The 26,945-nt window shown below is 32.2% G+C and carries 27 protein-coding genes; 26 read left to right on the top strand and 1 reads right to left on the bottom strand.

Annotated features, from left to right (window positions below):
* The first annotated feature begins 78 nt into the window (after nucleotides 1-78).
* From ftsY to KQI85_RS14195, 16 genes are all read left to right on the top strand, one after another.
* Entirely contained in the window at nucleotides 79-1,023 is a 945-nt protein-coding gene (ftsY, locus tag KQI85_RS14270; RefSeq protein ID WP_216576741.1) for a signal recognition particle-docking protein FtsY, read from the top strand.
* 150 nt (nucleotides 1,024-1,173) lie between these two features.
* Nucleotides 1,174-2,391 (top strand): threonine ammonia-lyase, encoded by a 1,218-nt coding sequence (gene ilvA, locus KQI85_RS14265; RefSeq protein ID WP_216576740.1) that lies wholly within the window; start codon nucleotides 1,174-1,176, stop codon nucleotides 2,389-2,391.
* Nucleotides 2,392-2,506: 115 nt separating this feature from the next.
* Nucleotides 2,507-3,358, top strand: a complete 852-nt coding sequence (locus KQI85_RS14260; protein ID WP_253293911.1) for an ATP-binding protein — start codon at nucleotides 2,507-2,509, stop codon at nucleotides 3,356-3,358.
* 80 nt (nucleotides 3,359-3,438) lie between these two features.
* Nucleotides 3,439-3,687: an HPr family phosphocarrier protein gene (locus tag KQI85_RS14255; protein ID WP_216576738.1), complete on the top strand. Its 249-nt coding sequence runs from the start codon at nucleotides 3,439-3,441 to the stop codon at nucleotides 3,685-3,687.
* Nucleotides 3,688-3,764: 77 nt separating this feature from the next.
* Nucleotides 3,765-4,046, top strand: coding sequence for a DUF6465 family protein (locus KQI85_RS14250; RefSeq protein WP_216576737.1), 282 nt, complete (start codon nucleotides 3,765-3,767; stop codon nucleotides 4,044-4,046).
* A gap of 900 nt (nucleotides 4,047-4,946) precedes the next feature.
* Complete coding sequence (locus KQI85_RS14245) at nucleotides 4,947-6,401, top strand: aminotransferase class I/II-fold pyridoxal phosphate-dependent enzyme (RefSeq protein WP_216576736.1); 1,455 nt, start codon at nucleotides 4,947-4,949, stop codon at nucleotides 6,399-6,401.
* Between the two features lie 2 nt (nucleotides 6,402-6,403).
* Nucleotides 6,404-7,255 carry a polyamine aminopropyltransferase gene (speE, locus tag KQI85_RS14240; protein ID WP_216576735.1) on the top strand — a complete coding sequence of 284 codons (852 nt, stop codon included), beginning with the start codon at nucleotides 6,404-6,406 and terminating at the stop codon, nucleotides 7,253-7,255.
* 41 nt (nucleotides 7,256-7,296) lie between these two features.
* Nucleotides 7,297-8,496, top strand: a complete 1,200-nt coding sequence (locus tag KQI85_RS14235) for a saccharopine dehydrogenase family protein (RefSeq protein WP_216576734.1) — start codon at nucleotides 7,297-7,299, stop codon at nucleotides 8,494-8,496.
* 42 nt (nucleotides 8,497-8,538) lie between these two features.
* Nucleotides 8,539-9,678, top strand: coding sequence for a carboxynorspermidine decarboxylase (gene nspC / locus KQI85_RS14230; RefSeq protein ID WP_216576733.1), 1,140 nt, complete (start codon nucleotides 8,539-8,541; stop codon nucleotides 9,676-9,678).
* 328 nt (nucleotides 9,679-10,006) lie between these two features.
* Nucleotides 10,007-11,110 carry an agmatine deiminase gene (aguA, locus tag KQI85_RS14225; RefSeq protein ID WP_216576732.1) on the top strand — a complete coding sequence of 368 codons (1,104 nt, stop codon included), beginning with the start codon at nucleotides 10,007-10,009 and terminating at the stop codon, nucleotides 11,108-11,110.
* A 4-nt stretch (nucleotides 11,111-11,114) separates the two neighbouring features.
* Nucleotides 11,115-11,999, top strand: a complete 885-nt coding sequence (gene aguB / locus KQI85_RS14220) for an N-carbamoylputrescine amidase (protein WP_216576731.1) — start codon at nucleotides 11,115-11,117, stop codon at nucleotides 11,997-11,999.
* A gap of 15 nt (nucleotides 12,000-12,014) precedes the next feature.
* Nucleotides 12,015-12,863: an MYG1 family protein gene (locus KQI85_RS14215; protein WP_216576730.1), complete on the top strand. Its 849-nt coding sequence runs from the start codon at nucleotides 12,015-12,017 to the stop codon at nucleotides 12,861-12,863.
* Nucleotides 12,864-13,017: 154 nt separating this feature from the next.
* Complete coding sequence (locus tag KQI85_RS14210) at nucleotides 13,018-14,082, top strand: PTS transporter subunit IIC (protein ID WP_216576729.1); 1,065 nt, start codon at nucleotides 13,018-13,020, stop codon at nucleotides 14,080-14,082.
* A gap of 82 nt (nucleotides 14,083-14,164) precedes the next feature.
* The gene (locus tag KQI85_RS14205) at nucleotides 14,165-14,923 is read left to right on the top strand and encodes an HD domain-containing protein (protein ID WP_216576728.1); all 759 of its coding nucleotides are present in this window, start codon (nucleotides 14,165-14,167) and stop codon (nucleotides 14,921-14,923) included.
* A 12-nt stretch (nucleotides 14,924-14,935) separates the two neighbouring features.
* On the top strand, nucleotides 14,936-16,900 hold the full coding sequence (locus KQI85_RS14200) for a fructose-1,6-bisphosphatase (RefSeq protein WP_216576727.1): 1,965 nt from the start codon (nucleotides 14,936-14,938) through the stop codon (nucleotides 16,898-16,900).
* Between the two features lie 228 nt (nucleotides 16,901-17,128).
* Nucleotides 17,129-17,953, top strand: coding sequence for a transglutaminase domain-containing protein (locus KQI85_RS14195; protein WP_216576726.1), 825 nt, complete (start codon nucleotides 17,129-17,131; stop codon nucleotides 17,951-17,953).
* 138 nt (nucleotides 17,954-18,091) lie between these two features.
* Here the strand turns inward: KQI85_RS14195 and KQI85_RS14190 are convergent, their stop codons facing one another.
* Nucleotides 18,092-18,973 (bottom strand): DUF368 domain-containing protein, encoded by an 882-nt coding sequence (locus tag KQI85_RS14190; RefSeq protein WP_216576725.1) that lies wholly within the window; start codon nucleotides 18,971-18,973, stop codon nucleotides 18,092-18,094.
* A 109-nt stretch (nucleotides 18,974-19,082) separates the two neighbouring features.
* On the opposite strand from KQI85_RS14190, the gene spoIIIAA reads away from it, so the two are divergent.
* The 10 genes from spoIIIAA to KQI85_RS14140 all read left to right on the top strand — a co-directional run bounded on the left by spoIIIAA (nucleotide 19,083) and on the right by KQI85_RS14140 (nucleotide 26,892).
* Nucleotides 19,083-19,994: a stage III sporulation protein AA gene (gene spoIIIAA / locus KQI85_RS14185; protein WP_216576724.1), complete on the top strand. Its 912-nt coding sequence runs from the start codon at nucleotides 19,083-19,085 to the stop codon at nucleotides 19,992-19,994.
* A gap of 135 nt (nucleotides 19,995-20,129) precedes the next feature.
* A complete protein-coding gene (locus tag KQI85_RS14180) occupies nucleotides 20,130-21,494 on the top strand; it encodes a citrate/2-methylcitrate synthase (protein ID WP_216576723.1) in 1,365 nt (454 codons plus the stop codon).
* Between the two features lie 376 nt (nucleotides 21,495-21,870).
* Complete coding sequence (locus tag KQI85_RS14175; RefSeq protein WP_216576722.1) at nucleotides 21,871-22,392, top strand: stage III sporulation protein AB; 522 nt, start codon at nucleotides 21,871-21,873, stop codon at nucleotides 22,390-22,392.
* A gap of 15 nt (nucleotides 22,393-22,407) precedes the next feature.
* Nucleotides 22,408-22,602, top strand: a complete 195-nt coding sequence (spoIIIAC, locus tag KQI85_RS14170; RefSeq protein ID WP_216576721.1) for a stage III sporulation protein AC — start codon at nucleotides 22,408-22,410, stop codon at nucleotides 22,600-22,602.
* 36 nt (nucleotides 22,603-22,638) lie between these two features.
* A complete protein-coding gene (locus KQI85_RS14165) occupies nucleotides 22,639-23,013 on the top strand; it encodes a SpoIIIAC/SpoIIIAD family protein (protein ID WP_216576720.1) in 375 nt (124 codons plus the stop codon).
* 3 nt (nucleotides 23,014-23,016) lie between these two features.
* The gene (locus tag KQI85_RS14160; RefSeq protein ID WP_216576719.1) at nucleotides 23,017-24,396 is read left to right on the top strand and encodes a stage III sporulation protein AE; all 1,380 of its coding nucleotides are present in this window, start codon (nucleotides 23,017-23,019) and stop codon (nucleotides 24,394-24,396) included.
* Nucleotides 24,397-24,470: 74 nt separating this feature from the next.
* Nucleotides 24,471-25,055: a stage III sporulation protein AF gene (locus KQI85_RS14155; protein ID WP_216576718.1), complete on the top strand. Its 585-nt coding sequence runs from the start codon at nucleotides 24,471-24,473 to the stop codon at nucleotides 25,053-25,055.
* A 33-nt stretch (nucleotides 25,056-25,088) separates the two neighbouring features.
* A complete protein-coding gene (locus KQI85_RS14150) occupies nucleotides 25,089-25,718 on the top strand; it encodes a hypothetical protein (RefSeq protein ID WP_216576717.1) in 630 nt (209 codons plus the stop codon).
* Nucleotides 25,719-25,735: 17 nt separating this feature from the next.
* Entirely contained in the window at nucleotides 25,736-26,416 is a 681-nt protein-coding gene (locus KQI85_RS14145) for a SpoIIIAH-like family protein (RefSeq protein ID WP_216576716.1), read from the top strand.
* Nucleotides 26,417-26,502: 86 nt separating this feature from the next.
* Entirely contained in the window at nucleotides 26,503-26,892 is a 390-nt protein-coding gene (locus KQI85_RS14140) for an Asp23/Gls24 family envelope stress response protein (protein ID WP_216576715.1), read from the top strand.
* The last annotated feature ends 53 nt before the right edge of the window (nucleotides 26,893-26,945 follow it).

Here is a 26,945-nt window from a genome sequence, read left to right as displayed (position 1 = left end):
AAAATATATGTGTTAAATAATTAACAGATTAACAGCACTAATTAGCACAAAGATAATGTTATAAAGGAGAAATAAGATATGGGAGAGAAAAAAGGATTTTTTAAGAAGCTTGTAGAAGGGCTTACTAAGACAAGAGATAATGTCGTTTCTAAGATTGATTCCATTTTTTCTGGATTTTCAAGTATTGATGAAGATTTCTATGAAGAGATAGAAGAGATTCTGATAATGGGTGATATAGGAATTAATGCTACCAATGATATTATCGAGAATCTAAAAGCAAAAGTAAAAGAAAATAAGATTAAAGAACCTTCAGAATGTAAAGAACTTCTTATAAGCAGTATAAAAGAACAGATGGATATAGGCGAGAATGCCTATGATTTTGAAAACAGAAAATCAGTTGTTCTTGTAATTGGTGTTAATGGTGTTGGTAAGACAACTTCTGTTGGTAAGATGGCTGGTCAGTTAAAAGCTCAGGGTAAGAAAGTTATAGTTGCGGCAGCTGATACATTCAGAGCAGCAGCCATAGAACAGCTTACTGAGTGGTCACATAGAGCAGGTGTTGATATAATTGCACAGAATGAAGGTTCAGATCCGGCAGCAGTAATATATGATGCAGTTGCTGCAGCAAAAGCAAGGAATGCAGATATTCTTATATGTGATACAGCAGGAAGACTCCATAATAAGAAGAATCTTATGGAAGAATTAAGAAAGATTAATAAAGTTATAGATAGAGAATATCCGGATGCATATAGAGAGAATCTTATAGTACTTGATGGAACAACAGGACAGAATGCATTGTCACAGTTAAAAGAATTCAAGGATATATGTGATGTAACAGGTATTATTCTTACAAAACTTGATGGAACAGCAAAAGGTGGTATAGCGGTTGCTATCCAGTCAGAATTCGGTATACCGGTTAAGTATATTGGTGTTGGTGAGCATATTGATGATCTTCAGAAATTTAATGCAGATGAATTCGTTAATGCATTATTTAATGTAGAACATCATGAAGAGAATCAATAGTATACATTCTTTTTTTGAAATTTAGCATTGCAAAGTTGTGAATAGATGATATAATTTATAAATATGATGATAATGCTAAGAGTTATTAGATAAAAGAGGATTCTTATATATTAGAGAATCAGATATTAATTAGTAAAAGAGGAAAATGGAATGGAAAAATTAACTTTAGAAAAATTCGAAGAAGCCAGTGAAATAGTTAAAAAAGTTACTAATGATACAAAACTTATGTATAGTGAGTATTTTAGTAATCAGACAGGTAATAAAGTATATTTAAAGCCTGAAAATATGCAATATACAGGTGCATATAAAGTAAGAGGAGCATATTACAAGATAAGTACTCTTACAGATGAAGAAAGAAGCAAAGGATTAATAACAGCATCAGCTGGTAACCATGCACAGGGCGTTGCATATGCTGCAAAACTTTATGGCTGCAAAGCTACAATTGTAATGCCTACAAGTACTCCGCTTATTAAAGTTAATAGAACAAGAAGTTATGGTGCAGACGTTGTATTATATGGAGATGTATATGATGAAGCATGTGCAAAAGCTTATGAACTTGCAGATGAAAAAGGATATACATTCATTCATCCATTTGATGATCTTGATGTAGCAACAGGTCAGGGAAGTATTGCAATGGAGATATTCAAGGAACTGCCAACTGTTGATTATATTCTTGTACCAATTGGAGGAGGCGGACTTGCAACAGGTGTATCAACACTTGCAAAACTTCTTAATCCTAAGATTAAAGTTATTGGTGTTGAACCAGCAGGAGCCAGCTGTATGAAAGCATCACTTGAGAAAGGTGAAGTTGTAACATTACCATCAGTAAGTACAATAGCAGACGGTACAGCAGTTAAGACACCAGGTAGCAATATATTCCCATATATTAAAGAAAATATTGATTCAATAATAACAATTGAAGATGATGAGCTTATTGTATCATTCCTTGATATGGTAGAGAATCATAAGATGGTTGTAGAGAATTCAGGTCTTCTTACAGTAGCAGCACTTAAGCATCTTGATTTTACAGGTAAAAAAGTTGTATCAATCTTAAGTGGCGGTAATATGGACGTTATAACAATGGCATCAATTGTTCAGCATGGACTTATACAGAGAGGAAGAATCTTTACAGTATCAGTACTATTACCAGATAAGCCAGGTGAACTTGTAAAAGTTGCAAGTATAATAGCTAAAGAACAAGGTAATGTAATAAAACTTGAACATAATCAGTTTGTAAGTATTAACAGAAGTAAAGCTGTTGAATTACAGATTACACTTGAAGCATTTGGCAATGAACATAAAGAGCAGATTACAAAAGCATTAAAAGATAATGGATACGATGCTAAGGTTATTCAGCCTAATCTGTAATATGAATTAGAACAGTAAGACTGCGTTAGTTGTATAACTTTGCAGTCTTATAACTGTTATCAGAATATATGCTGTCAGTAATATTACAGGCAATATAGTATGACAAAGGATGTTTATGGAAAGATATAAAGAGATAGAAAGAAGTATTATAACGAGATATCGCAAATCTCTGTGGAGTAAGTTCCTTGATGGCATTAATAAGTATGAACTTATATCTCCGGGTGATAAGATTGCAGTGTGTATATCAGGTGGTAAAGATTCCATGCTATTAGCAAAACTTATGCAGGAATATGTAAGACATATAGACAATTCAGTAACTGTCAGATATATATCTATGGACCCGGGATATAGCGAAGTTAATCGCCAGATAATCGAGGAGAACTCAAAGCTAATGGGAATTCCAATAGAGATATTTGATTCTGATGTATTTGAAGTAGTTGAAGAAAATGATGCTAATCAGTGTTTCTTATGTGCAAGAATGCGAAGAGGATTTCTCTATAGAACAGCACAGAGTCTTGGATGCAATAAGATAGCACTTGGACATCATTTTGATGATGTGATAGAAACAGTTCTTATGAGTATGCTCTATGGTGGACAGCTGCAGAGTATGATGCCTAAGCTTAGAAGCAAGAATTTTGAAGGTATTGAACTTATAAGACCAATGTTTCTTATAAAAGAAAGAGATATAATAACTTTTTCAGAGTATAATGATTTGCATTTTATTAATTGTGCATGCAGCAGAGTTAAATTAAAAGAATCAGGAGAGCTTCGTTCAGCGAGAAGTGATATCAAAGATATGATAGAGAAACTTAGAAGTGACATTCCTAATGTTGAATATAACATATTTAAGAGTGTGCATGATGTTAATATTGATGAGATAATTGGCTTTCATAATGATGGAAGAACTATCAATGAGCCATTTAATAAATACTACAAAGATAAAAAAGCATATAATAAAAATATGTAGTTGCAAAAATGAACAAAGATACTTATAATAAGATATTGTTAGGTATTAAAAATGTAAAAGTACATAGAGAGGGTATTATTATGAAAAAAAATGAAGTTATAGTTTCAGATTTATCAAAGAAGCACAGTAATCCAATTGCAGAACTTGTTCAGGTAGCATGCCAGTTCGATAGTAGAATTATTCTTGAGAGTGGCACAAAGCAGATTAATGCAAAGAGCATTATGGGAATCATGGCTTTTAATCCTTCAGAAGGTATGGATATAAATCTTGTAGCTGAAGGTCAGGACGAGGATAAAGCAATTGAAGCATTAACAGAATTTTTTAGCTAGTTAATATTGATATGTAATTGCAAGGAATAATCTAAGTTATTACATTAATATATTTATATTTTGAAGGGAGATGCACTATGCGAAAAAAAAGATTAACACCAAAGGAAGCATCTGCTAGAAGTACTATGGCAGCTGTGTCTAGAGTAGATAATAAGGTTGTAACTAATTCTGTAATTGAAAAGACTGTTGTTCAGTATAATAGTAAAGAGATTGATATGAATGAAATATCAAGCCAGATAAAAGAAAAACTGAATGCTGAAGGTGTTACTGTTACAGAGCTTACGATGTATGTAAAACCAGAAGATAATGCTGTATATTATGTTGTGAATAATGATATTACAGGAAAATATGATATTTAATCTGAGCTTATTAATAGCATTAGAACACAAAGATTATGATATCAGTTATGCACGATAGGCAGGTTATATAGAGTGCATAATGAGTTAAAGAGATAATAGTCACTAAGACAGGCTTGTGGATAGACAAGATGTCAAGGTGGCTATTTTCATTTTAATCAGTCTATATATTAGATATAGATTGATTAAATGCTAATTTGTGATTCTCTAATCATTATATATCAGAATATTATGAATTTTATGAGAATACTATAAGTTTATAATATGAGAAAGATATGCCATGTGCTATATTAAAGTGGAATGTTACATTGAAAAAGTGTGTATAAACGTCATACAATCATATATATAGAGATAGCAAAGGAATGAAAAAAGAATTGCATTTTGTTTATAAATATTTTATAATAATATTTATGTTTTAGGCGATTAGAGCCTTTACTGCTTTCATACAGTAACATTATGTATGAACCGAGCAAATATATTTTGACCTTTCCCAATTGGGAATTAAAGCCATACGGACAGCTGGGGTCAATGCCGGCCGCAACTTTGGGTTGCATTATTGATTCAGTGATATATGCACTGATTGAGTGAAATTACTCAAATTTTATAAGTTGGTTACTTAATAACCGTGTGCGATGATGCACATCACACTTGTGAAAAAATCAATAAGAGTAGTAAAAGTATTTCCTGCTATATAGACTCTAATCATGAAACAGTTTTTATAAAATAGTAGATATTCTGTGTATGTGATTTATTGGAATTCAAGTGTATTGTGTAAACAGTTACTTGGATTCTTTTTTAGTTTATATGAAAATACGATTCCCAAATATTGATCCAATGTGTGAAAGAGTACAATTATAAGATTGTACTGAAGATAATATCATTTTGGAAAGGAAGCTTATAATAATGTCAAAGTTAAATCAGAATCAGGCTCCTATATTAGAAGCGTTAGAACGCTTACGAACGATGAGAGTAGTACCCTTTGATGTGCCAGGTCACAAGAGAGGAAAAGGAAACAAGGAATTAACAGATTTTTTGGGAGAGAGATGCTTATCAGTGGATGTTAACTCTATGAAGCCACTTGATAATCTGTGTCATCCAGTATCAATAATTAAAGATGCAGAAGAACTTGCAGCGCAGGCATTTGGAGCAAAACATGCATTTTTTATGGTAAATGGAACGACAAGTGCAGTACAGAGTATGGTATTATCTGTATGCAAGAGAGGTGATAAGATAATTCTCCCAAGAAATGTGCATAGAAGTGTAATTAATGCATTGATTTTATGTGGAGCAGAGCCAGTATATATTAATCCACAGTCCAAAAAAGAACTTGGAATAGCACTTGGAATGTCACTTTCTGACGTTAAGAAGGCTATTGATGAGAATCCTGATGCAAAAGCAGTACTTGTTAATAATCCTACATACTATGGTATATGTTCTAATATCACAGAGATTGTAAAATATGCACATGCACATGGGATGAAAGTGCTTGCGGATGAAGCACATGGAACACATTTGTATTTTGGAGAGAATCTTCCGGTATCAGCAATGAAAGCTGGTGCGGATCTTGCGTCAGTATCAATGCACAAATCTGGTGGTTCATTAACACAGAGTTCGATTTTGCTTGTAGGAGCGGGAATGAATCCTGGATATGTAAGACAGGTAATTAATCTTACACAGACTACAAGTGGTTCATATCTATTACTCTCAAGTCTTGATGTATCACGTAAGAATCTTGCGATGAACGGAAAAGAGATATTCAGAAAAGTTATTAGCATGACTGAATATGCAAGAGAAGAGATTAATCGAATAGGAGACTATTATGCATATTCAAAAGAGATAGTAGACGGTGATTCAATATATGATTTTGATATTACTAAGTTATCAGTTAATACGATTAATGCCGGACTTGCAGGAATTGAAGTATATGACATTTTAAGAGATGATTATGACATACAGGTTGAATTTGGTGATATTGGCAATATACTTGCTTATGTATCTGTTGGTGACAGAATACAGGATCTTGAGCGTCTGGTAAGCGCACTTGCAGAGATAAGACGACTTCATAAAAAAGATAAAGCGGGTATGCTTGATCATGAATATATTAATCCAAAAGTTGTAACAACACCTCAGATGGCATTCTATTCAGATAAAGTATCTATTCCACTAAAAGAAAGTGCAGGAAAGATATGTACGGAATTTGTTATGTGTTATCCACCGGGAATTCCTATACTTGCACCTGGTGAAGAGATAACAGAAGAGATTATTGATTATGTTGAATATGCCAAAGCAAAAGGCTGCGAACTTACAGGAACAGAAGATATGAACATTGAGATGATTAATGTTCTTAAGGAGGGCTGATTATGGAATTATGGTTTTCAGAAAAACATACATCTAATGTAAAATTTTCAATAAAAGTAGACAGACAATTATTCTGTGGCCAAAGTGAATATCAGAGAATAGATATTTTTGATTCACAGGAGTTTGGACGTTTTTTAACACTTGATGGCAATATGATACTTACAGAAAAAGATGAATTCATCTACAATGAGATGATTGTACATGTTCCTATGGCAGTACATCCTAATGTGAGAAAAGTACTTGTAATAGGAGCAGGAGATGGCGGCGTTCTTCGTGAATTATGCAGATATAATCAGGTTGAGCAGATAGATATGGTAGAAGTTGATGAACTTTTAGTAGAAGTATGTAAGAAATATCTTCCTCAGACAGGTTGTGGATTTGGTGATGACAGAGTTAAGATACATCATCAGGATGGACTTCGCTATATAAGAAAATGTGAGAATGAATATGATTTGATAATTGTCGATCCTACAGATCCTTTTGGAGTAGGCGAAGGACTTTTTTCAAAAGAATTCTATGGAAACTGTTATAAAGCACTTCGTGAAGATGGAATAATGGTTAATCAGCATGAAAGTCCATTCTATGGCGAAGATGTATACGTGATGAACAGAACACATAAGCGTATTGTTGGATCTTTTCCAATAACTAAAGTATATCAGGCACATATTCCAACATATCCGGCAGGTCATTGGCTGTTTGGATTTGCATCTAAGAAATATCATCCAATAAGAGATCTTGATGCAGTTAGATGGAGTTCACTTGGAATAGATACAAAATATTATAATACAAGACTTCATGTTGGTGCATTTGCACTTCCTAATTATGTTGAAAATGTATTAAAAGAAGTAGAATAAATAACAAGTAAAAAAATAAGATATATATGGAGGAATTAAAAATGGGTAAATGTTTAATAATTGGATGTGGTGGAGTTGCAAGTGTAGCGATTCATAAATGTTGTCAAAATAGCGAAGTATTCGAAGAGATTATGATTGCGAGCAGAACAAAAAGTAAATGTGATGCCTTAAAAGCAAAATTAGATGGTGGAAAGACAATTATTCATACAGCAAAAGTAGATGCAGATAATGTAGATGAATTAATCGAGCTTATTAACAGTTTTAAGCCAGATGTTGTATTAAATCTTGCATTACCATATCAGGATCTTACAATCATGGATGCATGTCTTGCAACAAAGACTAACTATGTTGATACAGCTAATTATGAACCACTTGATACAGCAAAGTTCGAATATAGCTGGCAGTGGGCATATAGAGAAAAATTCAAAGAAGCTGGAATTACAGCACTTCTTGGAAGTGGTTTTGATCCAGGTGTAACAGGCGTATTCTCAGCGTATGCAATGAAGCATGAATTCGATGAGATTAATTATATAGATATACTTGACTGTAATGCAGGTGATCATGGATATCCATTCGCAACTAACTTTAATCCTGAGATTAACATACGAGAAGTAAGTGCAAAAGGAAGTTATTGGGAAGATGGCAGATGGGTAGAGACAGAACCTATGGAGATTAAGAGAGTATATAATTTCCCTGAAGTAGGTGAAAAAGATATGTATCTTCTTCATCATGAAGAACTTGAATCACTTGGACTTAATATTAAAGGCATTAAGAGAATAAGATTCTTCATGACATTTGGACAGAGTTATCTTACACATCTTAAATGTCTTGAGAATGTAGGAATGACATCAATTGAGCCAATTGAATTCGAAGGTAAACAGATTGTTCCATTACAGTTTTTAAAAGCAGTTCTTCCAGATCCAGCATCACTTGGTCCAAAAACAAAAGGAAAGACTAATATAGGATGTATCTTTAGAGGTAAAAAAGATGGCAAAGATAAAACATATTATCTCTACAATGTATGTGACCATGAAGAATGTTATAAAGAAGTAGGATCACAGGCAGTATCATATACAACAGGTGTTCCGGCAATGATTGGAGCAATGATGCTTATGACTAAGACATGGAACAAAAAAGGCGTATATAACATTGAAGAATTTGATCCGGATCCATTCATGGAAGCACTCAATAAGTTTGGACTTCCTTACAAAGAAAGCTATACACCAGATTTAGTAGATTAATTAGTGGTTTTGATAGTTAATGTATAATACAGGAGATAACAGATGAGAATAGAAGAAGCATTTGCTAAAGTTGAGACTCCTGCATATGTAGTATCTGAAGATTTGATAAGAAAAAATCTTCAGATACTTCATGATGTTGAGGAACAATCAGGTGCACATATTTTACTTGCCCAAAAAGCTTTTTCCATGTATAGCTTATATCCGCTTATCGGTGAATATATATCAGGAGCAACGGCAAGTGGAATTAATGAAGCAAGACTTGGTTATGAATATATGGGCAAAGAAAATCACATATTTGCACCTGCATATAAAGAAAATGAGTTTGATGAGATTGTAAAGATATGTGATCATATTATATTTAACTCATATAATCAGTTTGCTAAATATAAAGACAGCGTAAAAAAAGCAGGTATATCCTGTGGAATAAGAGTTAATCCGCAATTTAGTACACAGGAAGGTCATGAGATATATGATCCATGTCAGCCTGGTTCTAGAATGGGAATTACACTTTCTGAATTTGAAAAACATGATTTTACAGGAATTGAAGGAATACATTTTCATACACTTTGTGAGCAGAATTCAGACGCACTTGTTGCAACACTTAAAGTTGTAGAAGAACAATTTGGACAATATTTTTCACAACTTAAATGGATAAATTTTGGCGGTGGACATCATATAACCAAGCCGGATTATGACAGAAAAGCACTAATTGATGCGATAAAATATATAAGAGAAAAATATAACCTTATAGTATATCTTGAACCGGGAGAAGCAATTGCAGTAGATACAGGATATATGGTAACAGAAGTTATGGATATTGTTCATAACCATATTGATATAGCAATACTTGATGCATCAGCAGCATGCCATATGCCAGATGTACTTGAGATGCCATACAGACCTAATGCAATAGACATGGATATGGCAGATGTGAAAAAATATACATACAGATTTGGTGGTAATACATGTCTAAGTGGTGATATAATCGGAGACTATTCAACAGATAAACAGTTAAAAGCAGGCGACAGAGTAATATTTGAAGATATGTCAATATATTCAATGGTTAAGAATAATACATTTAATGGAATTAATTTGCCATCAATATATCTTTTTAGTGAAGAAAAAGGGCTTAGACTTATTAAGCGATTTGGATATGAAGATTTTAAGATGAGATTATCATAGTGAATTGCAGATAGTATTAAGCAGATGTCTGATTGTATAATGAATTGCAAATAATATTAAGCAGATGTAATTGTATAATGAATTGCAGATAATATTAAGCAGATGTAATTGTATAATGAATTGTAGATATTATTAAGCAAATTTATAATTTTACAACTACTCATACAACTAACTATAGGAAAGGAAAAACTAATTAGATGAAAAACTTTATCTGATTATATATTATATCTAATTAGACAGAGTGGATTTATATGAATGAACCGAGATTAATCGGTAATTTAATCATCTAACATATACATATTGGTATATGGCATTAGTAGCAGAGAATATGAGAATATTACATACTACACCAGTTATGGATGGTTATCGTATGCCTGCTGAATATGAAGAACATACAGGCTGTATTATGGTATGGCCTGAGAGAGCAGATTCATGGCAGTATGGTGCTGTTGCAGCAAGAAAAGCATTTGTGCAGGTAGCAGAAGCTATTGCATTATCTGAAAAAGTAATTATGCTTACAAGCAATGCACAGTATGATAATGCGAGAGCTATGTTAAGTGATAAGATACAGGTAATCGAGATGACAACTGATGATGCATGGGCAAGAGATTTTGCACCAACTTTTGTAATTAATGAAGAAGGCAGTGTAAGAGGAATAGATTGGCAGTTTAATGCTTGGGGTGGCGAATATGACGGATTATATGATGACTGGTCTAATGATAATAAAGTAGCAAGAAAGATGTGTGATATACTTGAAAAAGATGTATATGACGCAAGTGATTTTGTACTTGAAGGCGGAGCAATACATGTAGATGGTGAAGGAACAGCACTTGTTACAAAAGCATGTCTGTTAAGCAAAGGCCGTAATCCTGATATGAGTATGGAGCAGATAGAGAATAAGTTAAAAGATTATCTTAATGTAAGTAAAGTTATATGGATTAACAACGGAATCTATAATGATGAGACTAATGAGCATATAGATAATATATGTGCATTCGCAAGACCAGGTGAGATACTTCTTGCTGTAACAGATGATATTAATGATCCGCAATATTCAATGTCACAGGATGCATATAATACACTTATTAATGAAACAGATGCAAGAGGAAGAAAGATAAAAGTTCATAAAATACCACTTCCAAAGCCGGTATACCTTACAGACTATGAGAGGGCAGGACTTTCTAGCATTAACGGATTTGGAATAAGAGAAGAACATGAGCGACTTGCAGCATCATATGTTAATTTCTATATTTCCAACAAAAATATTATAATGCCGGGATTTGGTGATGATAATGATGAAGTTGCAAAGAATATAATACAAGATATATTTAAAGACAGAGAAGTAATACAAATATATTCAAGAGATATTCTTATTGGCGGTGGAAATATTCATTGCATAACACAGCAGCTTCCAAAAGGAATAAAGAGGTGAGAATATGAGAAAAATAAAAGTAGCAGCAATACAGATGAGTATGTCATCTGATAGAAAAAAGACATTACAAAAAGCAAAAGATATGGTTATTAAAGCGGCAAAAAACGGAGCAGATATTGTATTGTTACCAGAACTGTTTGAAACACCATATTTTTGTCAGGAAAAAAATTATGATTATTATAACCTTGCAACAACAGTAGAAGATAATCCGGCAGTAAAGATTATGATGGAAGTTGCAAAGGAATATAATATAGTTATTCCAGTAAGCATATATGAACTTGATGGATATGTAACATATAATACAGTTGTAATGGTAGATGCAGATGGAAGCATACTTGGAATATATAGAAAGACACATATTCCAGATGATCATTTCTATCAGGAAAAATTCTATTTTACACCTGGTAATACAGGATTTAAAGTATTTGATACTAAAAAAGGAAAAGTCGGTGTAGGAATATGCTGGGATCAGTGGTTTCCTGAAGCTGCAAGATGCATGGCACTTATGGGAGCAGAAGTCATACTATATCCTACAGCGATAGGTTCAGAACCTGTACTAGAATGTGATTCAATGCCACATTGGAGAAATTGCATGAAAGGACATGCAGCATCTAATATAGTTCCGGTAATAGCGGCTAATAGAGTTGGAACAGAGACAGTTATACCGTCAGAAGATAATAATAACCAATCATCATCACTTACTTTTTATGGTTCATCATTCATAACTGACGAGACAGGAGAAGTTGTTGAAAGTGCTGACAGATGTGAGGAAACTGTAATTATTCATGAATTTGACTTAGATGCTATAAGAGAGATGAGATTCTCATGGGGATTGTATCGTGATAGAAGACCAGAGATGTATACACAGATTGCTGAAAATAATAGATAGGATGAAGTAAATAACATGAAAAATATATATAATATACCAGATTATGGTTTTACACATGGTGGCAAATTTCATTCAGATGATGTATTTGCAACAGCATTATTAAGATATATGAACCCTGATATTAAGATAACAAGAGGGTTTAGTGTACCAGAGAATTATGATGGGATAGTATATGATATAGGGCTTGGAGAATTTGATCATCACCAGAGTGATAGAGCAGTAAGAGAAGATGGCGTTCCTTATGCAGCATTTGGACTGTTATGGCGTAGATATGGCAGTATGATTCTTGGAGAAGAAGAAGCAGCAGAATATGATCGCAAATTCATAGAAGATATGGATCTTAGTGATAATACAGGAAGTGATAATGCTATATGCTATATGATATCAGAATTCAATCCTTCCTGGGATAGTGACGAGAGTCAGGACGAACTATTTGAAAAAGCTGTTAATGTCGCATATATAATACTTGACAATCATTTTAAAAGTGTATTTGGAATGATTCGTGCCAAAGATATGGTAACAGAAGCGATGAAACAGTCAGATGGAACAATACTTATATTACCAAAGCATGCACCATGGAAAAAATATGTAAAAGGCAGTTCCTATATGTTTGTAGTATATTCATCACAAAGAGGTGGTTATTCAGCACAGTGTGTTGAAGATGACGAGACAAGAGAACTCTTATGTCCATTTCCAAAAGAATGGCGAGGAGTAGATTCTTCATTACTACCTGATATATCAGGTATTGCGACACTTAGATTCTGTCATAATAGTGGATTCTTAATTGCAGCAGATACACAGGAAGATGTTGTTAAAGCATGTATTGAATGTATGAAGATTAATCAAGAGAATAAAGATAATTAAAATGAGAAAGCAATAAGTTCGTTATTAATTTAACAAACTTATTGCTTTTTCTTATGACTTATGGTAATCTAACAAAAACTGACAAGACAGTTGACTATACAGAAACATAATAGGAAAGTGTTTTATCATAATAAGTATGAGAGGAGTATGCTGTATGAAAAAAGTGAAAGAGATTCTTAACCATATATTTATTGATGGATTAAGTGGAATGGCATTAGGATTGTTTGCAACACTTATTGTTGGAACAATTATAACACAGGCAGGAAGCCTTATCGGAGGAATTGCAGGACATTATCTTGTTATATTTGGCAAGCTTGCACAGGCACTTACGGGAGCTGGTATTGGAGTTGGAGTAGCTTACAAATATAAGGAAAGTCCACTTGTTACAATATCAGCTGCTGTAGCAGGACTTGTTGGAGCATTTGCATCTAAGATAATAGCAGGAACAGTACTTGCAGATGGAGTAATTACACTTGCAGGTCCGGGCGAACCACTAGGAGCATTTATTGCGGCATTTGTTGCAGTTACATGTGGACATATAGTCTCTGGAAAGACTAAGATTGATATTCTCATAACACCTGTAACAACAATATTAACAGGTTCGATAGTTGGAATAATAGTAGGTCCACCTATCTCAGAATTTATGATAAAACTAGGAGAACTGATTAATTGGGGAACTGCACAACAGCCACTTCTTATGGGAATAATAGTATCAGTACTTATGGGAATGATTCTTACACTTCCAATATCGTCAGCGGCACTTGGAATAATTCTTAATCTCAGTGGAATAGCAGCCGGTGCAGCAACAATCGGATGTTGTTGCAATATGGTAGGATTCGCAGTAGCAAGCTATAGAGAGAACAAAACAGGTGGACTTATAGCACAAGGAATAGGTACATCTATGCTGCAAGTTCCTAATATTGTAAAAAAACCAGTTATATGGCTTCCGGTAATAATATCAAGTGCAATACTTGGACCGGTTGGAACTCTTATATTTAATATGACAGATAATGCTACAGGATCAGGTATGGGTTCAGCCGGTTTTGTAGGTCAGATAATGACATATCAGACGATGATAGCGACAGAAAGTGGAACAACAGTTATGCTTAAGATACTTTTAATGCATTTTATTCTTCCTGCAGTCATTACACTTGCAATATCAGAATATATGAGAAAAAAAGGCATAATAAAAGATGGAGATATGAAACTTGATATATAGTTAAGGTATATATAATAAATCCTGTGTTATAATTTAAGGGATATAAATAGGGAAAACAAAAACAGAATGGTAGGTATTGAAGATGATAAACAGGCAAGTAGTTAAACAGGTTTTTAGCGAATATGTTGAAAACTATAATTCAAAAGATGAAAAAATAAAATTAAAGATTGATCATACATATCGTGTAAGTGAGTTATGTGAGCAAATTGCGATAAGCAATTCACTTAATGAAGAAGATGTTGATATAGCATGGCTTACAGGAATGTTACATGACATTGGAAGATTTGAGCAGATAAGAAGATTTGGAACTTTTGATGACCAAAAATCTGTAGATCATGCAGAATTAGGAATCAGAATTCTATTTGATGAAGGTCATATAAGAGATTATGTAAGTGAAGATATATATGATAATGAAGTATATAAAGCGATTAAATATCATAGCAGTTTTGAACTTCCAAAGGATCTTACAAAGAGAGAGCAGATATTTAGTAATATACTTCGTGATGCAGACAAGATAGACATTCTCAAAGTCAATATAGATACACCGACAGAACAGATCTATAATGTTACAACAGAGGAACTTAAGAATGCACAGATTACACCGGAAGTTATGGAACAATTCAGAAGCCATAATACAATTCTTAAATCTCTAAGAAAGACACCAGTAGATCATATATGTGGACATATAGCACTAGTGTTTGGATTATATTATCCGGTTAGCAAAGAGATAGTCAGAAAGCAGGGATACCTTGATAAATTGCTTGGATTCGATACAGATAATTCTAAGACTAAAGAGCAGTTTAGAGAACTAAAGACAATTATGACAACATATTTAGAATAGGAGGTATTTCTTTTGAAAAAAGATACTGACAGATATTTAAAAGTTTTAGCAAAACAATATCCAACAGAACTTGATGCAGCAACCGAGATAATCAATCTTCAGGCAATATTATGTCTGCCAAAAGGAACAGAACATTTTTTAACAGATATTCATGGTGAATATGAACAGTTTAATCATGTATTAAAGAATGGTTCAGGTGCAGTAAGACGTAAGATAGAAGAAGTAGAAGGCAATGCAGTGAGTAACAGCTTTAAGAGAAGACTTGCCGCTCTTATATACTATCCCAAAGAGAAGCTCGAGATAGTAAAAAAAGAAGAAAGCGATATGAATGACTGGTATATGTTCATTCTTCATCACCTTGTACTTATAATAAAAAGTGTATCTTCCAAATATACACGTTCAAAAGTCCGAAAAGCAATACCTAAAGATTTTGTATATGTTGTAGAAGAACTTATAACAGAGAAAGCAGAAGTATATGATAAAGAAGCTTATTATAATGAGATAATTCAGACAATAATAAGAATAGGTGAAGCTGATGCAGTAATAATTACATTATGCAATCTTATACAGCGTCTTGTAATAGATCATTTACATATTGTAGGAGATATATATGACAGAGGGCCTGGTCCACATATAATTATGGATACATTGTGCGATTATCATTCAGTTGATATACAATGGGGCAATCATGACCTTGTATGGATGGGAGCAGCAGCAGGACATTATGGTTGTCTTGCTAATGTAATAAGATTATCAGCCAAATATGGCAATCTTGATGTCCTTGAAGAAGGATATGGAATTAATCTTATGCCACTTGCGTCATTTGCGATAAAAGAATATGGAAACTCAGATTGCGAGTGCTTTAAAGTAAAATCCAATGATAAGTATGATACCGGAGTTGAGAATCATATTGAGACACTTATGCATAAAGCGATTGCGATAATTCAATTTAAAGTTGAAGGACAGATAATTAAGAGAAACCCTGAATTTGGTATGGATGACAGACTTTTACTTGACAAAATTGATTATAAAAAAGGAACAGTTGTAATAGATGAAAAAGAATATCAAATTAATGATATAGACCTTCCAACAATCAATCCTGAGAATCCATATGAACTTACAAAAGATGAAAAGATGGTGCTTGAAAGATTAGGACATGCATTTATGAATAGCGAAAAACTACAAAAGCATACAAAGTTTTTATATTCAAAAGGCGGATTATATAAGAAATATAATTCAAACTTACTTTTCCATGGATGTATACCACTTGATGAAGACGGAGAGTTCTCAAAAGTAAATATATTTGGTAAATACTATTCAGGGATAAAACTGTATGAAGTACTTGAGACGTATGCAAGAAAAGGATATTTTGCAAAAGAAGGGACTGCAGATAGGCGAAAAGGTGGAGATATACTGTGGTATTTATGGAATGGACCAAAGTCACCGGCATTTGGAAGAAATAAGATGTCAACCTTTGAGCGAATATTCATATCTGACAAGTCAACATATATAGAAGAAAAAGATACATATTATTCATTGATAGATGATGAAGCGACAGTATGTAAGATATTTGATGAATTTGGACTTTCGCATGATGAATCACACATAATCAATGGTCATGTACCGGTTGAGTTGAAAAAAGGTGAATCACCGATAAAATGTAATGGCAAAGTACTTGTAATTGATGGGGGTTTTTCAAAAGCATATCATCAAAAAACAGGAATTGCAGGATATACACTTGTATCTAACTCAAGAGGTATGAGACTTGTATCACATGAAAAGTTTGATACAACAGAGAAAGCAATTACAGAAGAGACAGATATAGTATCAGATAGCTGTATTGTAGAAGTATTTAAGACAAGAAAAAATGTTGGAGATACAGATATTGGAGCAGAACTTAAAGAGAATATAACATATCTTGAAGAATTGTTAAAAGCATATCGTACCGGAAGAATTAATCAGGTAATCAGAGAATAGGCGATTACTTACTATATGCAGATAATATTAATTAACATAAAAAGAAAGACGATAAATACAATGATATAATGTCGCAAAATCAGTACAGTAAAAGAATTAGTGTACTGATTTTTGCATTAAGGAGTGTATTATGGGGAAAAAAATATGTTATATGGTAATATTTGCAGGATTAATACTTGGTATACCTTCATGTAAAGCAAATGAAAAAAATATGAAGGTACAACACAGATGTCAGCTAATTATAATACAACTGATACTTCAACAGAGTATATTAATAATGAAGATATATATGATGAAGAAAAAGATAAAACTGTAGGGGAGATAGAACAGAGTATAATAGATGAATTGCAACTTAACACTTTAACAGACTTTGAAAAAATAAAAACACTACATGATTACCTGATAAAATACATTACACGTGAAGATAAAAAATATAATGAGATAGTACCAAAATATTATTATGAGGCTTATGGTGCACTTGTATTAAAAAAATCATTAAGCGACGGATATGCTAAAGTATTTATGGACATTATGAAAGATGTAGGTATGGACTGTTCGGTAGCAAGAGGCAATTATGATGGTGAAGAATTTGTATGGAATAGAATAAAACTTGATGGCAAATGGTATAATATAGATCTTGCTGCAGATGATCCTACGATTAAAAGTCATGATAATTATGATGGCATGAATATACGATATGATTATTTTCTCGTATCAGACAATGTGATAGAATATTCGCATACAATCGAAGATGATAAATATATGTGTACAGATGATACATATATAAAATATGCACTAGATAGAATATTATGTGAGAATTATACTTTTGTAGACACAAGTGATGGCATTGAAGACATAATAGCACAGTATGAAAAAGATGGAGTATTTGAATTCCAAATATTATATTCAGAAGATGCAGGAATTAGTATGTCAGATATTAATGCAGCAGTTACGAAAGTATATTATACTAACGAGACAGGATGCAGAATATCAATAGAACATGATGCGATTAGAAATACACAGATAATTACATATTTAATTGATATGGATTAGACAATGTGTAAGATGATAGTAAAAAAGTAATTTCAGAAAAAATACCAGCTATAACTTAGAAAAAGTTAAGGCTGGTATTTTTTATATATTGTATAAAATTAATATTTTCGAATAAATCAAGGTCGAATAAACAATTAATTATTCTTCCTTACTTCCCATCCAATAAGTAAACCATGTACCGACAATAAGAAGAACGATTGCAAGAACAATTGTGAATACGTTAATATTCTTATGTCCCATCTTAATTAAGATAGCAACAGGTGATGATGCAATAAGACCAAGGATAGCACAATAAGTAATAGAACAATATTTGTTAAATAAGAATTCTATTAATTTGGCAATAAGGAATATGCCAAGAAGTACTCCAATTCCAAAAGGAAATAATATTGCAAAACCATGAATCAATACTTCTGTATTAAAAGTTGTAAGAGCAGTAATAAAGTCCTTAAGTGTACCAGTAATTCCAGCATAATATCCAAGAATCATAAGAACCATTGAACCACTTACACCAGGAATAATCATAGTAGCAGAAGCAACAACACCTACAACAAACAGAATAATTATATTAATAATATTAGCATCAATATAAGTATTAGTTGATTCAGAACTATTGCCCATTGCAAGAAGAATTGCAACTGCAAATAGGATTATAAAAGCAATTATGTGACTTGCACCAATCTTAGTCTTAGACTCTTTTTCAAGTCCTTTTTTGACACTTTCAATAATCATTGGAACACCACCAAGAATAAGACCAATGAAGCAAAGACATGTTGGAAGAGGATATTCACTTAACAGTACCGGGATAATGAAAGTAAAACCGCCAATACCAACAATCATTCCAAGTAAGATTGGAAAAATTAAAACAATACATTTCTTAAATTCTTTGAACAGGTTGTTAATGGCATAGAGCATCTTATCATATATGCCCATAGAAACAGCCATAGTTCCACCGCTTACACCAGGTATAATATTGGCAACACCAACGAATATACCTTTGATAAAATCAATAATAAATCGCATAATAAAGTCCCTTCTGTAATATATTATAAAGTGATTAGCTGGTATAACAACCAACTTGTAATAGAATAGCATTAATCAGTGATGGTTTCAAGAAGGAGATATAAAAATTATGGAAATATTAAGAATATTTCCTGAAGAGATACAGACAGCGATAGAAACAGAGATAAGAGATGTAGACTCAATTCAGGAGATAAGGCTGCGTAATAACCGGAAATTAATAATAAAAGAATCACAAAGAGAGATAAAACTGCCATTAACAATTACAATGTCAGATATTAGAAAGATACTTGAATATGTAAGCAGATACTCAATATATGCATACGAAGATGAATTAAAGCAGGGATATATAACAATTGAAGGTGGGCATAGAATAGGAATATGCGGTAAGATCGTAATGGATACTTCTACACTATCCATAAAAAATATTAATTATATATCATCAATTAATATACGAGTAGCGATGGAACATAAAGGGATAGCAGATTATGTATTGCCTGCAATTATAGATGGAGATAATGTATGTCATACACTCATAATATCACCGCCATGTTGTGGTAAGACAACTCTTCTTCGTGATATAATAAGACAGTTATCAGATGGAAGCAGATTCCTTGCCGGAATCGATGTAGGTGTAGTTGATGAACGTTCAGAGATAGCAGCTTCGCATCTTGGCACAGCATATAATGATGTAGGAAGCAGAACAGATATATTAGATTGCTGCCCAAAAGAAATCGGAATGTTAATGTTAATCAGAAGTATGTCACCAAAAGTAATAGCTGTGGATGAGATAGGTGGTATAAGAGATATAGAAGCGATAAGATATGTAATTAATTCAGGTTGCAGAATAATAGCAACAGTTCACGGAAGGACACTTTCAGAGGTCATTAACAAACCATATCTTGGAGAACTTATCAAAGATTCAACATTTGAACGTATAATTACGATTGGAAATGACTATAAAAAGAACATATATGTTAATAAAAATGGTAAAATTATGCAAATAAATAAAAATGTAGGTTGAAAAACTATGCTGTTTTGTGTTATACTCTTGTAAAGTTCTAAAGCTAAGACGTTTGGAAGTCTGTTATAATAAGAATATGTCAGCAAATAACAGATTTGAAAAGCTATAAGTGTTAAAACAGATAGGAGGATGTAAATGGAGTTTAATTCATTTTCAGAGATTACACCAGAGATAGAACTATTATCTAAAAAGTGTATGAACAATAGTAATATAGACAATAGTCTGTATGAAAAATATGATGTAAAAAGAGGCCTTAGAGATCTTAATGGTAAAGGTGTTCTTACCGGTCTTACAGAGATTTCAGAGATATATTCAAAAAAAATAGTTAATGGTGAAGCAGTTCCTGACGATGGTATGCTTTTTTACAGAGGATATAATGTAGAAGATATCATTGGTGGACTTAATGGAATCTCACCTTATGGTTTTGAAGAGATAACATATCTTTTACTTTTCGGGGAACTTCCAAATGCAGAAGAATTCGAAGAATTTAAGTCAATAATGGGAGCTTACCGTTCAATACCACCAAGTTTTGTAAGAGATATAATTATGAAAGCACCAAGTCAGAATATTATGAATGCAATGGCAAGAAGTGTTCTTACATTATATTCGTATGATGAAAAAGCTGAAGATATATCAATACCTAATGTACTAAGACAGTCACTTGCACTTATATCACAGTTCCCACTGCTTGCAGTATACAGTTATCAGGCGTATGAACACTATCATAAAGGTGGAAGTCTTATTATTCATACACCTGATCCGGAGAAATCAACAGCAGAGAATATTCTTCACCTTTTACGACCAGACAGTTCATATACAGAACTTGAAGCTAAGATATTAGATATTGCTTTGATTCTTCATGCAGAACATGGAGGTGGTAATAACTCAACATTTACTACACATGTCGTATCATCATCAGGAACAGACACATATTCAACAGTCGTATCATCATTAGGTTCATTAAAAGGACCTAAGCATGGTGGTGCTAATATCAAAGTAATGGAGATGTTTGCAGATATCAAAGAACATCTAAAAGATTGGAATGATGAAGAAGAAGTAGAACAGTATCTGGCAAAGATACTGAATAAAGAAGCTTTTGACAAATCAGGTCTTATATATGGTATGGGACATGCAGTATATTCAATATCAGATCCAAGAGCAAGAGTGTTTAAAAAATTTGTTGAGATGCTTTCTGAAGAAAAAGGAAAGCATGAAGAATTCTTGCTATATGACAGAGTTGAAAAACTTTCATCAGAATTAATTGCTAAAAATAGAAAGATATATAAAGGCGTAAGTGCCAATGTAGACTTTTATAGTGGATTTGTATATTCAATGCTTGGATTGCCAATGGAATTATATACACCTATATTTGCAATAGCAAGAATATCAGGATGGAGTGCACATCGTATTGAAGAACTTATTAACTGTGGCAAGATAATAAGACCGGCATATATGAGTGTCTCAGAACGAAGAGAATTTGTCCCAATGGAAGACAGATAGACTATAAGAATACGCACGCATATCACATACGAATATATATAGTAATATAACTCATATATATATATCTATGTGATTTGGCATAAGTCACACATATCCTTAATTAACAATAATTATGTTAATTAAGGATAAATAAAGAATAAAAAAAAGATAACATATAATAATCTTTTGGATTATATGTTATCTTTTTTATTTTTAATCTCGAAACTCTTTGTATAAATAATAAAAATGCAGGTTATAAACTAATCAGGTTGTACATATATTGGACTAAACAGGTTAGATAAATATAAGAACTGTAGATATAGTAATATTTTACACTAATAGATATTTACAGTACTTTATATTTGAAAAACATAATAATAGAAGGGGGCATACAATTATGTATATGAAGATTATTGGTTCAGTACTTGTAATTGCATTTTCTACAGTTGCCGGGTTCAAACTTGGTAATAACTACAAAGAGAGAATAGCTCAATTAAAGATGGTAAAACAATTCCTTATTCTGTTAAGAGGAGAGATAAGATATCACAAGACACCAATAGATGAAGCACTTAAGAATATACTTGGGCGAAGTGGCGATAAGATAGATATAATGCTTAATACAGTACTTAAAGGAATTAAAGAGAATGACAAGAGAGAATTTAAAGAGATATGGAGAGATGGAATTATTGAACTTAAGAATAATTCAGATTTGTCAAGAGAAGAACTGAATCGACTTTTAGATTTTGGAGAGAATATTGGTTTTCTTGATGTTGAAAGTCAGATTAGTAATATAGATCTATATCTGGAAAGTCTTGACGAAGATATAAAATCACTCACATCAAAAACAGATGAAAAATGTAAGATCTATAATGTATGTGGTATATTAACCGGAATATTTATAGTACTGCTTATAGTATAGTACCTGGAGGAGATAATGGAGATTGGCATAATATTTAAGATAGCAGCAGTAGGAATCCTTGTATCAGTTATAAGTCAGGTTTTAAAACATAGTGGAAGAGAAGAACATGCATTTTTAGCAAGCCTGGCAGGACTTGTTATAGTCCTGTTTTGGCTTGTCCCATATATATATGAGTTATTCGAGACAATTAAAGAACTGTTTGTATTGTAATGATAATAAAGATATAGACAATTAAAAGGGTGAGATATGTTAAAGGCAGCAATTACAGGAATAGTAGCAATATTATTTGCAATGCAATTTAAGAATAGTAAAAGTGAATATGCTGTATATATAAGTTTTGCAGCAGGAATAATACTTATATTTATGGTAATATCAAGATTTATGATAATAAAAAACAGTTTAGAAGAATTACAACAATACATTGATATTAATCCGGATTATATTGTAATAATGATAAAAATTGCAGGAATATCCTATATATCTGATATCACATCAACAATGTGTGAAGATGCAGGATTTCGAACTATTGCAAGTCAGATTGAGATGATTGGAAGAATGTCAATACTTACAATAAGCATACCGGTATTATTAGCATTATTTGAGACAATTACAGGAATGTGAATAGTGAATATATTAAAAAAAATAATAAAAATCAATATAATTCTAATGATAATTCTAATATCTGCTAAAGCAAATATGTGTTATGTAATGGCAAGCAGCAGATGTCTGATAAGTGATATACATAAGTATTCTACAATTAATACAATAGAAAAAAATTCACAAAAGAACAATATATTAAAAAGAGAACAGGAAACTTGTATAATAGATAAGGTAGATATTAATAATGAAGATATTAAACAAGAAGATTATATAAATGATGCAGATAATAAAGAGATGAAAAATGAAGAAATAAAAGTTAAAGAGATAAAAGATGAAGAGATATATGAAGAAGAGATATATGAAGAAGATACATATATAGAAGAATTAATAGATTTACTCAATTTTAGTAATGTGGATAAAGTGTCAAGAGAAGAAGGAATAGTATTTAGCGAAATTGTATATAAAATAGTAAAAGGTGGTGATAAAAATTATCTTAAAGTATGCTTATCAGAATTCACAGAATCAATTAGACAACAGTTTGTAAACCAGAAAGGTCAGATAAAAACAATAATTATAATAGCTGTAATATCAGCATTTATTGCGAATGTTCAAAATGTATTTGTAAAAGCAAAAGTAACAGATGCATCTTTTTATATAATCATTCTTATGCTTGCTGGTGTAATTAGTACAGGTTTTATAACAATATATAAAGAAGCAGTAGAGATATGTGCAAAGATGACAGAATTTATGAAAGTGCTTTTACCGGCATATTTTTTATCAGTTACATTAGTGGATAGAACGCAGATGATGCCCGTATATTATGAGATAGCACTGCTTATAATATGGCTTGTTAACGTGATTATATCAGGAGTGTTGTTAAAGATGCCATGTCTTTATATGCTAATAACATATATTAATGAGATAACAGGTACAATGTTTGGCAAGATGGCAGAACTGGTTAAGAAATGTACAGAATATTCGTTACGGATTATAATAACCGGAGTAATTGGAATGAATGTTGTAAAGCAGATGTCACAGCCTATAGTTACAGCTAAAAAAAATATGATTATTAATGTCATAAAACTGATTCCCGGAGCCGGTAATATAGCAGGTGGACTTGCTGACAGTATTAATGGAGCAGCTGTAATGGTTCGCAATGGAGCGGGCTTTGCCGGACTTCTTGTTATGGCAGTGATAATTGCCTTACCGGTTATTAAGATTGGAATATATATATTAATGTACATGCTTATAAGTGCAATAATAGAACCCGTAGCTGATAAAAAAATTGTGAATATTATATCAGACACATCATGCAGTGCAATGCTTATTTTAAAATGCATATTTACAGTACTTGCAATTTTTATGATTACAATAGGTCTTGTATGTGTATCGTTTAGTGGATAATTAATTGTATTATTAATTGAATTATGAATGATAATAATTATAACTATGTTGCTACTAGATAGAGGCGGAGTAAGATGGAATGGATAACAGATTATGTTAAGCAGATAGCATGTGTATCTTTATTTGTATCTTTTTTTAAGAAAATAATTCCTAATGATAAATATTCAAAATATGCAGATATGACGATTGGAATTATTATGATACTGGTTGTCATAAGACCGGTTATGGTGCTTATACATAGCGAAGGAATATTTGAATATAATTTGCATAAAAAGATTGATGAATATGTAAGTGAAGAAAAAGATTTACCAAATAATATTATGAAGACATATATGAGTGATGAATATGTAGAGGAAGTATGGAATGATTATGATAAAAATGAAAATAGTATATATACAATGGCATTCAAAGAGAAAATTAATGAATTAATAGCAGATTATGATTATTATGTAAAGAAGTTTGAATATACAGATGATAATAGAATAGACATAGTATTGTCGGTATACGCATATAAGAACAATAGTGGTATTGATGTAGAAGATGTTGCTTGTGAATATAAAAAAGTAGAATATACTCCAAAACAGATAGAAGTCATTAACAAGATATATACTTATTTTGGCATAGATGAGAGTCAGGTGAATATACAATTTGAAAAATAATAAAATCTTAGCATAGAATTAAGCAGGTGGCATATGAATATTAATAAAGATCTTTTAAAAAGTAACCAGATATCAGGAATTAAAGATAGCATTCTTAAGAAGATTACATTTAATAAGATACTTATGTGCATTATGGCAGGAATTGCGATAATAATTCTTGCAACACCACTTGAGAGTCTTAATGATATTAGTGGAGATGATAATAGTGGTGATAATGAAGATGTTGCGTGGCAGAGTGAAAATGTATCATATAAAGATAGCAATAAAGCATATACTACAACAGAATATATAACATATCTTGAGAACAGATTAGAGGAATGTCTGCTTAAAGTAAATGGTGCAGGCAAAGTTGAAGTTATGATTACACTTAAAAATAATGGAGAAAAATACATATATAGTGATGTCGAAGTAAGTGAGAGCATTACGAAAGAGACTGATTCAAATGGAGGAACAAGGCAGATTATGCAAAATAGTGAGAAGAAGAATGCAATATATGAAGGAGAAGTACCATATCTTATAAAAGAAGATATGCCAGAAGTATGTGGGGTTCTTATTATTAGTGAAGGTGGTGATAATCCGGTTATTGAAAAAGAGATAAATGATGCAGCAAAAGCTCTTTTTGGCATTGAGAGTAATAAGATCAAAGTAATGAAATATAAATAGTCCAGGGGGTAATCATAGTGAAGAAAGGAATAAAGAAAAATCAGGTTATAATATCTGCACTTGCAGTATTAATAGCAGTAGCAGGATATATAAGATGCAGTAGTGCTCTTCCATCAAAGGATGAAGAATATCATAATGTTATGGAAGAGATAGAATATGATGCAACAGATGAGTTATCAGCTAATACTACATATGATAGCAGTGTACAAAGTACTCTTAGTGATAAAAAAGAAGTAGCTGTAAACGATGTTGATCCGGATCCTGACAGTATAAGTCTAGTAGATCCGGGAAGTGCAGTTCTTACAAGTACTAGTGCAACAGGCATTGTAAGCAGTATAAAGCTTGAGAGAGAACAGACAAGAGCAAAGAATAAGGAAACTCTCTTATCTATAATTAATAATCCGGATATAATGGAACAGCAAAAAACAGCAGCGATTGACCAGATGTTAGCAATTACTGACATAATGGAGAGGGAAAATGCAGCAGAGACAATGCTAAAAAGTCAGGGGTTTTATGATTCAATAGTCTCTATAAGTGACGATAAGGCTGACATAGTGATTGATATGGCTTATGTTAATGATGATAATATTGTTCAGATAGAAGACATTATTAAGAGAAAAACAGGCGTTACAGCTGATAAAATAACAATAGTACCAATGGGTGAAGAAGTTACTAAAGGTGAAAATACGACAGAATAATTTTTTGATTTGCAAAATAAATATATTTTGTTATAATGTACATATATGTGACTTATGAATAATTAAAAAACAGGAGGTATTACAAGATGTCTAAAGAGAGTAATAATAGAAATACTTATAAAATACACGAGAATGGTCAGATTGGCGAAGTACAGATAGCTGATGAAGTAGTTGCGATTATTGCAGGTCTTGCAGCAACTGAAGTTGAAGGTGTTGCATCAATGGCAGGTAATATTACTAACGAACTTGTAAGCAAACTTGGAATGAAGAATTTATCAAAAGGTGTTAAGGTTGCGGTAGCACCAGGTTCAGTAACAGTAGATCTTGCACTTAATCTTGAATTCGGTTATAGTATACCAGTAGTTTCTGCTAAAGTTCAGGATAAAGTTAAGTCAGCTATTGAGACAATGACAGGACTTAATGTTTCTGAAGTTAATATCAGAATTGCAAGTGTAAGCATGGAGAAAAGTAATTAATACAAAATTTACTTTTTATATTGTACGTGTTAATGTATAATAAGGGTGTCTGT

Source organism: Falcatimonas sp. MSJ-15, assembly GCF_018918265.1.
Classification (GTDB): domain Bacteria; phylum Bacillota; class Clostridia; order Lachnospirales; family Lachnospiraceae; genus Falcatimonas.
The sequence above is the reverse complement of the archived record's forward strand: the minus strand, read 5'-3'. Positions and strand labels throughout refer to the sequence as shown.

Excerpts from the sequence above, each read along its gene's own strand:
- ftsY (WP_216576741.1), top strand. The coding sequence starts at position 79 with ATGGGAGAGAAAAAAGGATTTTTTAAGAAGCTTGTAGAAGGGCTTACT.
- ilvA (WP_216576740.1), top strand. The coding sequence starts at position 1,174 with ATGGAAAAATTAACTTTAGAAAAATTCGAAGAAGCCAGTGAAATAGTT.
- KQI85_RS14260 (WP_253293911.1), top strand. The coding sequence starts at position 2,507 with ATGGAAAGATATAAAGAGATAGAAAGAAGTATTATAACGAGATATCGC.
- KQI85_RS14255 (WP_216576738.1), top strand. The coding sequence starts at position 3,439 with ATGAAAAAAAATGAAGTTATAGTTTCAGATTTATCAAAGAAGCACAGT.
- KQI85_RS14250 (WP_216576737.1), top strand. The coding sequence starts at position 3,765 with ATGCGAAAAAAAAGATTAACACCAAAGGAAGCATCTGCTAGAAGTACT.
- KQI85_RS14245 (WP_216576736.1), top strand. The coding sequence starts at position 4,947 with ATGTCAAAGTTAAATCAGAATCAGGCTCCTATATTAGAAGCGTTAGAA.
- speE (WP_216576735.1), top strand. The coding sequence starts at position 6,404 with ATGGAATTATGGTTTTCAGAAAAACATACATCTAATGTAAAATTTTCA.
- KQI85_RS14235 (WP_216576734.1), top strand. The coding sequence starts at position 7,297 with ATGGGTAAATGTTTAATAATTGGATGTGGTGGAGTTGCAAGTGTAGCG.
- nspC (WP_216576733.1), top strand. The coding sequence starts at position 8,539 with ATGAGAATAGAAGAAGCATTTGCTAAAGTTGAGACTCCTGCATATGTA.
- aguA (WP_216576732.1), top strand. The coding sequence starts at position 10,007 with ATGAGAATATTACATACTACACCAGTTATGGATGGTTATCGTATGCCT.
- aguB (WP_216576731.1), top strand. The coding sequence starts at position 11,115 with ATGAGAAAAATAAAAGTAGCAGCAATACAGATGAGTATGTCATCTGAT.
- KQI85_RS14215 (WP_216576730.1), top strand. The coding sequence starts at position 12,015 with ATGAAAAATATATATAATATACCAGATTATGGTTTTACACATGGTGGC.
- KQI85_RS14210 (WP_216576729.1), top strand. The coding sequence starts at position 13,018 with ATGAAAAAAGTGAAAGAGATTCTTAACCATATATTTATTGATGGATTA.
- KQI85_RS14205 (WP_216576728.1), top strand. The coding sequence starts at position 14,165 with ATGATAAACAGGCAAGTAGTTAAACAGGTTTTTAGCGAATATGTTGAA.
- KQI85_RS14195 (WP_216576726.1), top strand. The coding sequence starts at position 17,129 with ATGTCAGCTAATTATAATACAACTGATACTTCAACAGAGTATATTAAT.
- KQI85_RS14190 (WP_216576725.1), bottom strand. The coding sequence starts at position 18,973 with ATGCGATTTATTATTGATTTTATCAAAGGTATATTCGTTGGTGTTGCC.
- spoIIIAA (WP_216576724.1), top strand. The coding sequence starts at position 19,083 with ATGGAAATATTAAGAATATTTCCTGAAGAGATACAGACAGCGATAGAA.
- KQI85_RS14180 (WP_216576723.1), top strand. The coding sequence starts at position 20,130 with ATGGAGTTTAATTCATTTTCAGAGATTACACCAGAGATAGAACTATTA.
- KQI85_RS14175 (WP_216576722.1), top strand. The coding sequence starts at position 21,871 with ATGTATATGAAGATTATTGGTTCAGTACTTGTAATTGCATTTTCTACA.
- spoIIIAC (WP_216576721.1), top strand. The coding sequence starts at position 22,408 with ATGGAGATTGGCATAATATTTAAGATAGCAGCAGTAGGAATCCTTGTA.
- KQI85_RS14165 (WP_216576720.1), top strand. The coding sequence starts at position 22,639 with ATGTTAAAGGCAGCAATTACAGGAATAGTAGCAATATTATTTGCAATG.
- KQI85_RS14155 (WP_216576718.1), top strand. The coding sequence starts at position 24,471 with ATGGAATGGATAACAGATTATGTTAAGCAGATAGCATGTGTATCTTTA.
- KQI85_RS14150 (WP_216576717.1), top strand. The coding sequence starts at position 25,089 with ATGAATATTAATAAAGATCTTTTAAAAAGTAACCAGATATCAGGAATT.
- KQI85_RS14140 (WP_216576715.1), top strand. The coding sequence starts at position 26,503 with ATGTCTAAAGAGAGTAATAATAGAAATACTTATAAAATACACGAGAAT.